At 45.3% G+C, this 13,604-nt stretch carries 6 protein-coding genes; 4 read left to right on the top strand and 2 right to left on the bottom strand.

Going from position 1 to position 13,604, the window contains the following annotated elements; genetic code table 11:
- Positions 1-478: 478 nt before the first annotated feature.
- The 3 genes from AC1DV1_RS23315 to AC1DV1_RS23305 all read left to right on the top strand — a co-directional run bounded on the left by AC1DV1_RS23315 (position 479) and on the right by AC1DV1_RS23305 (position 6,357).
- A complete protein-coding gene (locus AC1DV1_RS23315; protein WP_477364252.1) occupies positions 479-2,950 on the top strand; it encodes a TIR domain-containing protein in 2,472 nt (823 codons plus the stop codon).
- 741 nt (positions 2,951-3,691) lie between these two features.
- The gene (locus tag AC1DV1_RS23310; protein ID WP_477364249.1) at positions 3,692-4,759 is read left to right on the top strand and encodes an AAA family ATPase; all 1,068 of its coding nucleotides are present in this window, start codon (positions 3,692-3,694) and stop codon (positions 4,757-4,759) included.
- Positions 4,760-5,391: 632 nt separating this feature from the next.
- Positions 5,392-6,357 carry a DUF6371 domain-containing protein gene (locus tag AC1DV1_RS23305; protein WP_477364245.1) on the top strand — a complete coding sequence of 322 codons (966 nt, stop codon included), beginning with the start codon at positions 5,392-5,394 and terminating at the stop codon, positions 6,355-6,357.
- Positions 6,358-6,951: 594 nt separating this feature from the next.
- On the opposite strand, the gene AC1DV1_RS23300 is transcribed toward AC1DV1_RS23305, so the two are convergent.
- Together AC1DV1_RS23300 and recQ are read right to left on the bottom strand one after the other, a co-directional pair.
- Positions 6,952-8,271 carry a UDP-N-acetylmuramoyl-tripeptide--D-alanyl-D-alanine ligase gene (locus AC1DV1_RS23300; protein WP_477364242.1) on the bottom strand — a complete coding sequence of 440 codons (1,320 nt, stop codon included), beginning with the start codon at positions 8,269-8,271 and terminating at the stop codon, positions 6,952-6,954.
- A 192-nt stretch (positions 8,272-8,463) separates the two neighbouring features.
- Positions 8,464-10,635, bottom strand: coding sequence for a DNA helicase RecQ (gene recQ, locus AC1DV1_RS23295; RefSeq protein ID WP_477364238.1), 2,172 nt, complete (start codon positions 10,633-10,635; stop codon positions 8,464-8,466).
- 313 nt (positions 10,636-10,948) lie between these two features.
- Between recQ and AC1DV1_RS23290 the strand changes: the two genes are divergently transcribed.
- Positions 10,949-13,444, top strand: coding sequence for a M14 family metallopeptidase (locus tag AC1DV1_RS23290; protein ID WP_477364236.1), 2,496 nt, complete (start codon positions 10,949-10,951; stop codon positions 13,442-13,444).
- The last annotated feature ends 160 nt before the right edge of the window (positions 13,445-13,604 follow it).

Here is a 13,604-nt window from a genome sequence, read left to right as displayed (position 1 = left end):
CCGACTGCGTCGCATAGAGGGGCGAAAAAATAAATAATGAGCTGCACCCTCTTTGCGGCGTAAGCCGGAGAGAGGGTCGGCCAGCGAAGCGTAGCCGGGGTGAGTCGTAGCCAGCGTTCAAAGCCAATGTTTGTATAAAACCGAATATGTTATGGGTTATGCATGGCGTATACTTAGCATGAGTAACCACATTCTTTAGCGCAGGTCTTGTGCCGGGGCAGGTGCAGTAGCTGACCTGTGTTCTCGATTTGAATGGCTTCCTAAAATCACAAGTGATCTTCCCGCATGCAGCCGCACAACACTTGCGCCAAGGGGGGGGTTGGACTGTGGTAGCGGGAGGTACAATTATTATAGTTACCGCGGATTGAAATAAGATGTCAATAAATGGACTTTATATGTTTCTACCACTCACTTCAGCAATGAACATGGTAATAATTATTAATAATATATTATCATTGTAATAACAACCTAATTAAAAATGAGTGCGATCAAACTTTTTTATTMTTATTCACAAAAAGATGAATCTTACAGAGATGACTTAGAAAAAGCTCTTGCAATGCTCAAGCGATTTGATGATTTGCAAGAATGGCATTTTAGGAAAATACTGCCGGGACAAGAAATAGATAGTGAAATCGATAAAGAGTTAGAAAATTCAGACATAATTTTGTTATTAGTTAGTATAGATTTCCTTGCTTCAAGTTATTGTTACGATATAGAAGTAAAAAAAGCTATGGAAATGCATGATAATGGGCAAGCGGTTGTTATACCCGTTATTTTAAGAGAGTGTGATTGGAAACATGTAAGTAGTCCATTCAAAAAATTAGAGGGTCTTCCGAAAAATGGAAAACCAATAAAACAATGGGAAGACGTTGACGCCGCTTTTAATGATATAACGCAACGACTTAAAGCAACAATTCAAGATATTAAACAGAGGAGGAAAAAATTAGAAAATCAACATATCGATATTGTTCCTACTTCGGTCAGTAATAATAGTAATGAAACTGAGGGTATAAAAATTCTAACAGAAGCAGTCAGGCTGATAAGTGAGGAGGTGACAAAACTTGACCATACAAGCTCAAAAGAAGAAATTGTGCAGGTTCAGAATCTAAGGAATAAAATCTTTGAAGAAATTTTTGGCAGTTTAGATAACAAACTTCAAAACATTCCATCTTTAAAAAATAATTTAGCCTCTATATTATTTGAGAAGGTTTACGCATCAGAAAAATTGGACTCTATTACTATTCAAGATATACAGAAAATTCGAGATAGAAAAGTTGCCCATCCTTGGTATGAAAGAAAAGTCATTGTTAATTCTATAACGTTATCTMTATTAAATTTTAGAACATTTGACCCGAAAAAAGTTAATTTATTAATTGATTTTTTAACGGATTTTGAAGATGACGTTTGGGAAAGCGCTTTAGTAGGTATAGTACTATCATTAACATATCATCAAAACAAATGGAGTAGGTTTAATGATTTAAAAATTCGCTTGCAAACATTACAAGAAATAGATAGCGTTCAAAGTAGCTTGGGAAACATAGAACTTATTTTAAGAAACAAACTTTATTCTAAAAGTCTAATTGACGCAGAAATGTTTAAAACGTCGTTTTTTGACAATCCATTAAATTGTTTTATGCCGTTTTATGAGGGAAATCAAGTACTCGAGGATGCAATTCAAAATAGCGAATCTCAATTAGATTTGGATGAGTTCGTAAATTATTTGAATCTCTTTCCTTTTTTGGATTCACATAAATATGCATTAAGTATAGGTTTGTCGAACAACACAGTAGAAAAAAGGGACCTGAAAAATAATGAGAAAAAAATCATGGTGGATTATTTGTCGATATCTACAAATTTAAAACCGTTTCAAAATTTGATTTGTGAATACTATAATTTTTTCAGCTATTATCCGCAAGCAAAAATCTCCGACCTTTTTTCGAATCAATTAACAATCACTCGGTCAAAACTTAAGGGGATCATTTTAAATAAGATTAATGAGTTAGAATTAGGTGCAAGTTTGCACATGGAAGAAAAAGAGTTCAGAGAAGCCATAACTGAGCTAAGTCAATTGCTTAAAATAGAACCAGGAAACAAGTGGGCTAACTCTCACATTGCGATTTGTTACGTAAATTTAAAAACGCCCGATTATTATTCAGCGATTGAGCATTTAAAAACCAACATCCAAACTGGAACAGTAGAATCTAGTGATATCATCAATTTAATTAAGTGTTATTTTAGTTTAAAGAAATTTGAAAATGCCCTCGAACAAATCGAGATTGCTAAAGAGAAATTCCCAAAAAAGAAGGCGGTGGCGTTATTAGAATGCCGGTATTATCAAAAAATGAATAACCATAATAAAGTTATTGAGATTCTTCAGCCTTGGTTAAGTAGCCACGGAAAGGATTTCAATATATTATCAGTATTGGGAGACGCTTTTACCAACTTAAATAAGTTTGATGATGCCGTAATTTATATGAAAAGAGCATTGGAAGTTGCTTCACCTGATGAAATGGAAGGCGCTCTAGTCGCGCTTACTGAAAACTGTTCTTTGAAAAAGGACTTTCAGGAGGCATTGAGGTATGGCCAAGAACTTCAAAAATTGAAACCGAAAGATATAATTACCAAGGTTGTTTTGGGAAGACTCTATTTGGTAAGTCACATTGATCACGAGTTAGCAAGAAAGAATCTCGAATTAGCTGTAGTAAAAGAAAATACACCTACAACTTATGGTAATTTGGGGCATTTAGAATTATTTGACGGTAATATTAACAAAGCTATCGAATATTACAAAAAATGTATTGCGGGGTTTTCAGATATCGACGAATTTATGATAAGAATTGATAGGGATATGGATTTTATTTTATCATATGGCATATCAAAAGAAATATATGACAAAATTATTTTGGAAGTAATCAACGATTTTAAAGATAATGCCAAAAATGTTAAATAGTTCTAATTCGTGCAGTTATTAAACGCTTCATTCGTCTTTACGAGGATTAATTACAATTCTTAGCCCACATTAAAGAATATTTGTATCGATTTTAAAAAAATACCCACCCCCCCCCGTCCGTCCGCTCCCCCATCCCCACCATCCCCCGGACACTTCCGGACAAAACCATCTTTTTTAAAGAATATTCTTTATTTTAAAGAATTATTTGTATTATTGTGGTGAATATAAATCTCCACGGGTGAGTCAGCCCGAAAGCTCTTAAAACATCGTCTGTCCGCTTTTGTCCGCAACTGTACCAGGACACCCAGCCGGACGGACACCCAAACAACCATCGCCCTACAGGCCGTATCCCCGATGAGGGGGTAGCCAAAGCCCTTTACTTAAATAATAGGCTAAAGGAGAAGTATTTTAAAAAAATCCCGGTCGGGATTTTTGGTTGATTGGGTGAGTGGTGAAATGATAGTGAAAAATAAAAAACTGTCCTTCGTACCTATCTATGTTTTCTTTTCGAGGTGCGTCGGCCTGTCACCCTGAGTCAGTCGAAGGGGCGCGCGGAGAGGCCTTTGCCCGCTATGCTTCGACAGGCTCAGCATGACAGCCCATTTTATGATGTCGTTCCCCTTCAGCATCCGCGAATTTTATACCTCAGGATGACAAGCAGGGACTACAGGCAAATTACCCCGCCAACCACCAATGAACTAATGAACCAGTGAACCAATGAACAAAAAAATGAACTAAAAAATGAACCACGAACTAATGAACAACCAAAACAGTATGCAAATTAACGCGGCCTTGCTGGCGCAGGAGAGTTTGCAGCAATTGCAACAGCAGCAATTGCCCGAGAATAACGACGATGTATTAATGGTGCGCCGTGTAAACCATTGGATGGAGCAGGCCAGCAGCAGGCCGGTGCCTTTAATGCTTTTCGGCAAATTTTGGCACCAGGGCGAGGTGTGCATTTTATTTGCCGATAGCAACCTGGGCAAAAGCATTGTAGCCGTACAAATTGCCGATGGCATAAGCCGGGGTACCGGCGATACGCCTTTTGAGGTAGAGGCAGCTGCCCAACCCGTTTTATACTGCGATTTTGAGCTTACAGATAAGCAGTTTGAAGCCCGCTACAGTGCCGATTATGCCGAGCATTACCAGTTTAACAGCAACTTTTACCGGGCCGAGCTTAACCCAGATATTGATTTGCCCGAGGGTTTTGAGGATTTTGACAGTTACCTCATTTACTCTTTAGAACGGTCGGTACTGCAAACGGGGGCAAGGGTTTTAATTATTGATAACCTTACCTACCTGCGCAGCGAAACCGAAAAAGCGCAGGATGCATCGCCACTGATGAAGCAATTGAAAAGCCTTAAAAACAAGTACGACCTGAGCATACTGGTACTTGCCCACACCCCCAAACGCGACCTTACCCAAGCCATTACCCGCAACGATTTGCAGGGCAGTAAAATGCTCATGAACTTTTGCGACAGTGCCTTTACCATTGGCGAAAGCAAAGCCGACGTTAACCTGCGCTACCTGAAACAAATTAAACAGCGCAATACCGAGCAGGTTTATGGCGAGGCCAACGTTTGCCTGTGCCAGATAACCAAGCCCCACAACTTTTTACAGTACGAGTTTGTAGCCTACGGCAAAGAGTGGGAGCAGCTTACCAAACCCAACGATGGCAAACAAAATAGGCTTGCCGAACTGGCGTTAAGCTACAAAGAACAGGGCTATAGCTTACGCGATATTGGCAAAGAGATGGGCATATCGCACCAAAAGGCAGATAGGCTGCTGAAGATAGCGCAGGGGAAATAGAGTCAGGAATCAAGACAAAAAAGCACAAGCTACTGCTAATCGATTGTTCTGTCCGTCCGCACCGGGGTGTGAGACACTCCCGGACGGACGGACAGAACACTTAGCGTTAACAATCAAGAACCAAGAGTCTCGAATCAAGACAAAAACACCATCGGGAATTTACCCTGCAAAAAACTATGTCATTGCGAGCGCAGCGCGGCAACCCAGTGGCCCTGCATGGCCGCCTTGCATGGCCACGGGATTGCTTCGTACCTTATAATGACATAATTGTAAGTTATTGATTATCAGAGTTGTTTTTTTTAATGTAGAGACGCAATACTTTGCGTCTCCCCCCCAGGACATTCAAAATTTACAGGCTCAATTTGCATGTGTGATTTGCATGCGGGAGACGCAAAATGTTGCGTCTCCCCCCCCAGGACATTCAAAATTTACAGGCTCAATTTGCATGTGTGATTTGCATGCGGGAGACGCAAAATGTTGCGTCTCTACAAAATCCCCGTTTACAATTATGTCATTACTGTTTTTTCAAGCATAGGCTGGTGGATACTCGCAATGACAAATTGGGCTATGAACCCCATTTACCCGCCCTTCCACCAATGAACTAATGAACCAGTGAACCAATGAACCAACCAATGAAATACCAATTACAACCTTACGCGGGCACGCAATCGCGCTACCGTTGCCCCGGCTGCAATCATCACACTAAAAGCTTTGTGCGCTATATTGATACCCAAACAGGCCAGCAACTACCCCCGCACATAGGCCGCTGCGGCCGGGTTGATAAATGCGGGTATCACGTTAAGCCGGGTGGGCAGTTTGCGGAGAATCAGTTTGCAGCAGGCAGCGGGCAGTTTGCAGGCAGTTCAAAAAAAAGCTTAGGCCAACTGCCAGCTGCTAACCGGAAACTGCAAACTGAAGCCGACTACTTCATTAACCCCGATTATGTACGCCTAACCCTTACCGCTTATAAGCAAAACAACTTTGTGCAGTACCTTATAATTCGCCTTGGCAGGGAAACCACCCAGCAGCTGATAAAGCGTTATCACATTGGCACACATGGGCACTGGCCGGGTGCTACGGTATTTTGGCAGTACGATAAGGATAACTGGGTACGCACCGGCAAAATAATGCTGTACAATGCCGATACAGGCAAGCGGGTTAAAACGCCATTTAACCACATTACCTGGGCGCACACGGTAATTGCCAAACAACTGCAAGCACTTGGCCAGCCCGAATATTTTGAACTGAAGCAATGCTTTTTTGGCGAACATTTGCTTGCAGCCAACCCCGGTATGCCGGTTGCCATTGTAGAGAGTGAGAAAACCGCCATTATAGCCAGCGCCCTTATGCCGCAGTTTATTTGGCTGGCCAGTGGCAGCCTGGAGGGCTTAAGCGTTGCCAAATGCGCTGTATTACAGGGCCGTAGCGTAATGCTTTTTCCGGATGTTAACGCTTATGCCAAATGGACGGCAAAAGCCGTACAGCTGCAAAAAGCCATTACTGGTACGCTTTTCTCGGTATCAAACGTGTTAGAAAACATGGCCACCGCCCATGACCGCCAAAACGGGGTAGATATTGGTGATGTAATAGGCTGGTAGCCGTCCGCCGGGGTGTGGTACCTCTGTGCGGACGGACGCTTTTAGGGGGTAAGCTGCAATCAGCGGTTTTTAATTTGATACTGTTATTTGTTTTACGTGGCGGTTTCGCGTTAGGGATTGAAATGGATACCGGCCTGTGAATAAGGCCTTGCAGGCGTATGAATGGAAAGCCCGGCGACGCTTCTACCAGCGGCGAACGCTCTTTTAGTAGTAAGTAGTTAGTATCAAGTATTAAGATTTTTGGGGGAGGGGATTGCTATTGCATTGTTGGGATAGATTCAGGATGATAGTTGTTTTACTTTCGAGGTGCGTAGGCCTGTCACCCTGAGCCTGTCGAAGGGTCGTGCGGAGAGGCCTTTGCCCGCTATGGTTCGACAGGCTCACCATGACAGCCCTTTTTACGAGGTCATTCGCGAAACTTTTACAATTCAGGATGACTGTTGTTTTTACTTTCGAAGTGCGTAGGCCTGTCACCCTGAGCCTGTCGAAGGGTCGCGCGGAGAGGCCTTTGCCCGCTATGGTTCGACAGGCTCACCATGACAGCCCTTTTTTTGAAAGGTTATTGTACTTTCAAATATGATGATCCCCCCCTCGTTAAAACAACTCCACCAGCCGCTCCAGGGCCATCCCCCGCGATCCTTTGATGAGGATGGTTGAATGGGTGATGGGGCTGGCCTTTAACGCAGCAATGGCATCTTCGGCAGTGGCGTAAAATGTTGCTGCTGACTGCTGACTTTGGACTAATGACTGCTGACTTAAAAAATCTTTCCCGATAAAAATGCGTTCGTCAACCGGGGTGTCCAGCGCCTTTTGGATCACGGAGGCATGCTCGGCCGCCGACTCGGGGCCCATCTCGAACATGTCGCCCAGGATGAGTACTTTGCGTGGGGCCTGCAGTTTGCCAATGTTTTCGATGGCTACAAACATGCTGCTGGGGTTGGCGTTGTAGTAATCGCAAATAAGGGTATTGCTTTCCGTTTTCACAATTTGCGACCGGTTGTTTTTAGGCAGATAGCCCTCGATACCGGCGTTTATTTGCGCGGCAGGGATATTAAAATAGCTGCCTATGGCAATGGCCGCCAAAATATTATGCAGGTTGTAGGCACCGGTGAGCTGGGTTTTAATAAACTGTTTTTTCTCATGGTGTTTAGCCCAGTATAACGAAAGGTACGGAGAATTCTCTGTCAACTGACCGTGTACGTAATTAATGACCGGATCGGTGCCGTAGTCATAGGCTCCTAAACCACGATCGAGTTGCATTTTTATCAAATCAGAACTATCTGTATTTATAAAAAGAATGCCATTGGTTTTTTTTAAATAATCATACAACTCCCCTTTGCCTTTCTTCACGCCCTCAACCCCGCCAAAGCCTTCCAGGTGCGCTTTGCCTACGTTGGTTATTAAACCGTGCGATGGCTGGGCGATGGTACAAAGCAGTTCGATTTCTTTTTGGTGATTGGCCCCCATTTCGATAACGGCCATCTGGTGGCTGGCATCGATGGTTAAAATGCTGAGGGGTACGCCTATATGGTTGTTTAAATTGCCCTGGGTGGCCTGGGTTTTAAAGTGTTGGGATAGTACAGCGTTGATAAGCTCTTTAGTGGTGGTTTTACCGTTGGTGCCAGTAAGGCCAATAACGGGGATGCTTAACTGGCCGCGGTGGTGGCGGGCCAGATCCTGCAGGGCGGTAAGCACATCGGCCACCAGCAAATACTCGTCGCCCAGTTGGTACGCGGGGTTATCAATTACGGCGTAGGCTGCGCCTGCCGCAATGGCCTGTTGGGCAAAGGTATTGGCATCAAATTTATCGCCTTTAAGGGCAAAAAACAGGCTGCCGGCCGCTATTTTGCGGGTATCGGTACTGATAACAGGGTGCTGCAGGTATAGCTGGTAAAGTTGCTGGGTAGTAATCATACGTGATGCGTTACGCTTTGATGGGGTAAAGGTAATAAAAAGCCCCTTTTGAATGATAGTTACGAAATGTATACGTTAATAAAGTGTTATTTCCTTATCAATAACCTGTTGTCATTTCGAACGAACCGGCAGTGGATTGCGCGGAGGAGGTAGTTTCTCCTCGTACCTCGTTCGAAATGACATTTTTTTTACCTACACATTCCCCCTGTTCATCCAGCTAATTACCGCTTTAATTTCGCCGTAACTGTAATTATCGCCGAGGATTTGTTTCAGGGGCGAGAGCATTTGGGAGCCGTAGCTTTCAACGGCATCTTTAATGGCGGGGATTTTTTGGGCGGGTACCAGGGCTTCTACCTCCAGCTGGCCCGATTGTACAAAAAAGCCGAGGTGGCTTTCGATGGTCATGGGCGAGAGGCTGCGCTCGGTGGCAATTTCGGCCACGGTTTTGCCGGTTTGGTAAAGCCGGAGCGACTCGGTACGGGTATCGTTTGTTTTGCGGGCCTTAATGGGCTGTGCCGGACGGACGGACGCTGCCTTGCGTTCTTTCTTGGGCGATTTATAGGCAATTTTTGATACGAGGCCTTTTTCTTTGGCGTAATCTTTCACGGGCTGCAGCAGCTCGCGGCCGTAGCGGGCCAGTTTTACATCGCCAAAGCCCGAGATCAGGCGCAGCTCGTCGAGGCTTTGCGGCAGATAGGTGGCCATCTCTACCAGGGTAGCATCGGATACGATGATGTAGGCCGGCACGTTTTCATGTTGGGCAATATCGTTACGTACGCGTTTAATGCGGCTTAGCAGTTCGGCTTCGTGCGGTGGCGCCTGTACGTGGGTGTGGGTTTCTTCAACGGTTTCGCTTTCAATAAACTCAACCTTTTGCAAGCCTTTGAGCACGGCGGCACTTTGGTCGGTTAGTTTTACAATGGGGTATTCGTCGCCGCCCATTTGCAGGTAGCCCATGGTAAGCAGCTCGCGAATGTAGCGCTGCCAGTCGGGCTTGCTGATATCGGCACCGATACCATAGGTTTTAAGGTGTTTATGTTCGTCGCGGATCTTCTCGGATTTCGATCCTCGTAAAAAATCAATCACATAGTTAATGCCGAAACGCTCGTTGAGCCGGGCCACGGCCGAGAGGGCTTTTTGGGCTATCAGCGTACCGTCAAAGCGTTTAAACTCGGTAAGGCACACATCGCATGAGCCGCAATTGGGCGGGAAGGCTTCGTCGAAATAGTTCATCAAGTACTGGCGGCGGCAGCTTTGCAGCTGGCAGTAGCGCACCATATCGTTCAGCTTATTCAGCATAATGCGGCTTTGGGCCTCGTTGCCCTCTATGCGTGCAAAATGCTGTAGCTTACCCGCATCACCCGGCGAATACAATAGCAATGCCTCGGATGCCAGCCCATCGCGCCCGGCACGGCCGGTTTCCTGGTAATAGCCCTCGATGTTTTTAGGAAGATCGATATGCACCACGTAGCGCACGTTTGATTTATTGATGCCCATGCCAAAGGCGATGGTTGCCACGATGATCTTCACTTCATCGCGCAAAAAGGCTTCCTGGTTGCGTACTTTGGTTTCGTTGCCGAGGCCGGCGTTGTAGGCTTCGGCAGAAAAGCCGGCGGCTTTCAGGTCGTCGGCCAAATCTTCAGTGGATTTACGGGAGAGGCAGTAGATAATGCCCGATTCGTCCTTCCGCTCGTTTAAAAAGTTAACCAGTTGCTGAAAGCTGTTTTTTTTGGGGATAACCCGGTAGGTAATATTTTCGCGGTTAAATGATGATACAAATACTTTGGGCTTGTTAAGATTGAGTTTCTCGAGGATATCCTTTTGTGTAAGCTTATCGGCAGTGGCGGTAAGGGCGATGACAGGGACATTCGGGAACTCGGTTTTCAACTGGGCCAGCATCAGGTATTCGGGGCGGAAATCGTGCCCCCATGACGAGATGCAGTGGGCTTCGTCGATAGCTATCTGTACTACATTGAGTGTTTTTAAAAACGGAACCAGTTTGTTCTCGGCACCAAACAAACGCTCGGGCGCAAGGTATAGCAGGCGGATTTGGTTGTTCCTTAATTTTTCTACCAGTTGGCGCTGCTCCTCGGGGTTTTGTGCCGAGTTTAAGAAAGCCGCCGGGATACCGCTTACGTTCAGGCTATCTACCTGGTCTTTCATCAAGGCAATAAGCGGCGATATAACGATGGTTAGCCCGTTAAGCAATACCGCGGGCAACTGGTAACATAATGATTTGCCGCCGCCGGTTGGCATTAGCGCCATTACATCCTGCCCGTTTAATATATGCTGGATAATGGCTTCCTGCTGGTGCCTGAAAGCGCTATAACCAAAATATTTTTGCAGAGCCTGGAGAGAATTCATAGATGTGCAGATATGCAAATTTCAGATGTGCAGATTGATTTTGTTTTTTCAGGGGCAAATTACAAATTATCAGGGAGATTGCTAAAATTTTTAGATTTTTTGTCTGAACCTGAATTTATCGAATTTAAGAATTACCAGAATTATGGAAGGCTGGCATTTTCAAATCTTCAAATTATCAAATTTTCAAATCGGCTTTGCCTTTGTAACAATCTGCACATCTGAAATCTGCATATCTGCACATCTGAAATCTGCATATCTGCACATTTAAAATAAATTCGCATATTTAGCTTTTACTACTATCTGTATCAATTTTATGATAAAAAAGCTACTTGTTGTTTTATTGGCTGTTGTTTCGGCAACGGTATCCTTCGCCCAAAAAATACAATCGCCGGATGAGTTCCTGGGTTATAAGCTGGGCACCCAGTTTACCCCGCACTACCGCATTGTAGAGTATTTTAAATATGTTGCCCAGGCTTCAAAAAATGTGAAGCTGCAGCAATTTGGCAGTACTAACGAGGGCAGGCCCTTGCTGGCCATGTTTATTGCATCGGATGAAAATATTGGCAGGTTGGAGGAGATCCGCCATAATAACCTGCGGGTAGCCGGAGTAGAAAGCGGACCTGCTATTGCCAATGTACCCGTAATTACCTGGTTAAGCTATAACGTGCATGGTAACGAGCCGGCATCGAGCGAAGCCGCCATGTGGACTTTGTATGATTTGGTCGACCCATCAAACGCCCAAACCCAGGCCTGGCTTAAAAACACGCTGGTGGTTATTGACCCTTGCCTAAACCCGGACGGACGCGACAGGTATGTTAATTTTTATAACTCGGTACACGGCATTGGCCCCGAGGCCTACCCAACATCGCGCGAGCATGCCGAACCATGGCCGGGCGGCAGGGTAAACCATTATTACTTTGACCTTAACCGCGATTGGGCATGGCAGCAGCAAAAAGAAACCCAGGCCCGGGTTGGCTTGTTTAACCAGTGGCTGCCGCAAATACACGTAGATTACCACGAACAGGGTTACAACGCCCCATACTACTTTGCCCCTGCTGCAGAGCCCTACCATAAGGACCTTACCCAATGGCAGCGCGACGCGCAGGTGATGATTGGTAAAAACAACGCCAAATACTTTGACCAAAACGGCTGGATGTACTTTACCAAGTACGAATTTGATTTGCTTTACCCATCTTATGGCGATACCTATCCTTTATACAATGGATCGATAGGGATGACTTATGAGCAGGGCGGGATAAGCGGAGGCCTGGCGGTTACCACACGCAGCGGCGATACGCTTACGTTGGTACAGCGGGTGGCGCACCACCACTCCACCAGTTTAAGCACGGTGGAAACGGCATCGGCCAATGCGCAAAAATTTAAGGATGAGTTTAAAAAGTTTTATGATAACAGCCGGGCCAACCCGCCGGGCGAGTACAAAACCTATGTTATTAAAAACGATAACAACAATAAAATAAACGCCATGGCCAAACTGCTTGCCCGCAACGGTATTCAGTATGGTTTTGGTTTGGCCAATAAATCGGTAACTGGGTATGATTATATTAATGGTAAAACCGAAGCTTACGCTGTAGGGCCTAATGACCTGGTGGTAAACGCGTATCAGCCCAAAGCGGTATTGCTGCATGTACTGCTGGAGCCAAAAACTATTATCCCCGATTCAAATACGTATGATATTACGGCGTGGTCGCTCCCGTACGCATTTGGGTTGAAGGCTTATGGGGTAAAAGAGTCATTAAAACCGGCAAGTGCCGAGTGGAGTATTACCGCGCCCAAGCCGCTGGTGAATACCCATGCTTATGCCTATGTATCATCATGGTCTTCGGTGGCGGATGTAAAATTCCTGGCGGCTTTATTTAAAAAGAAAATAAAAGTGCGCTACGCCGAAAAATCATTCGATGCTGCCGGCAAAACCTTTGCGCCGGGCTCATTATTAATAACCCGGGCGGGTAATGATCGTGCCGATTTTGACCAGGTGGTTACCCAAACCGCTGCCGAACTTAACCAGGAGGTTACACCGCTTTCGTCGGGCTTTGTGGATAAAGGATCGGACCTGGGGTCAGATGCCGTTAAATACATCCGCCAGCCTAAAGTAATGCTGGTTGCCGGCGATGGCGTAAACTCCGAAGCCATGGGCGAGGTATGGCACCTGTTTGAAGCCCAACTGGGCTACCCTATTACGCTGATCAGGTACCAGGATATTCCCCGCACCCGCCTGGCCGATTTTGATGTAGCTATTTTTCCGGACGGACGCTACGATGATTTTCCATCCGAGCGGCTGCAAAACTGGGTGCGCGATGGCGGCCGTTTAATTGCTATTGATAATGCCGTGGCAACACTGGTTGATAAAAAAGGCATCCTGCTGAAAAAGAAAGAAGATAAAAAGGATGATAAGGACAAAGAGAAAACCGTTAAAATTTATGGCGAGCGCGACCGTGATGCCATCCGCGAGCAAATTCCGGGTGCTATCTTCAAGCTAAACCTGGACAATACCCATCCGCTTGGTTTCGGTTTGCCAGACTATTACTACTCACTTAAACTGAACGACGATATATACGAGCTGTTTGGCGATGGCGATGGGTGGAATGTGGGCACCATTAAAAAAGACAGCTATGTATCGGGCTTTGCCGGTGCTAAAGCCAAACAGAAAATCAATAACGGCCTGTTGCTTGGTGTACAATCCCTGGGCCGTGGCTCGGTTATATATATGGCAGACGATCCACTGTTCCGCAGTTTCTGGGAAAATGGTAAACTGCTGTTTAGCAACGCCGTGTTTATGGTGGGGCAGTAAGAAACGCAGTCGAGCCCCCCAAGCCCCCTGAAGGGGGAGCTTTTTGATTGGAACGGTGGCGAAACAAGCGTCGACTACATAATCATTATATATATTAGCTAAAACGCCTGCCCGTTCAAACAGGCAGGCGTTTTAGCTAATCAAAAGCTCCCCCTTCAGG

The sequence above is a fragment of the Mucilaginibacter sp. P4_D1 genome (assembly GCF_056401935.1).
The sequence above is the reverse complement of the archived record's forward strand: the minus strand, read 5'-3'. Positions and strand labels throughout refer to the sequence as shown.

What these genes read in the sequence shown, in the direction of transcription:
- AC1DV1_RS23310 (WP_477364249.1), top strand. Translation starts at nt 3,692, where the DNA reads ATGAACCACGAACTAATGAACAACCAAAACAGTATGCAAATTAACGCG.
- AC1DV1_RS23305 (WP_477364245.1), top strand. Translation starts at nt 5,392, where the DNA reads ATGAAATACCAATTACAACCTTACGCGGGCACGCAATCGCGCTACCGT.
- AC1DV1_RS23300 (WP_477364242.1), bottom strand. Translation starts at nt 8,271, where the DNA reads ATGATTACTACCCAGCAACTTTACCAGCTATACCTGCAGCACCCTGTT.
- recQ (WP_477364238.1), bottom strand. Translation starts at nt 10,635, where the DNA reads ATGAATTCTCTCCAGGCTCTGCAAAAATATTTTGGTTATAGCGCTTTC.
- AC1DV1_RS23290 (WP_477364236.1), top strand. Translation starts at nt 10,949, where the DNA reads ATGATAAAAAAGCTACTTGTTGTTTTATTGGCTGTTGTTTCGGCAACG.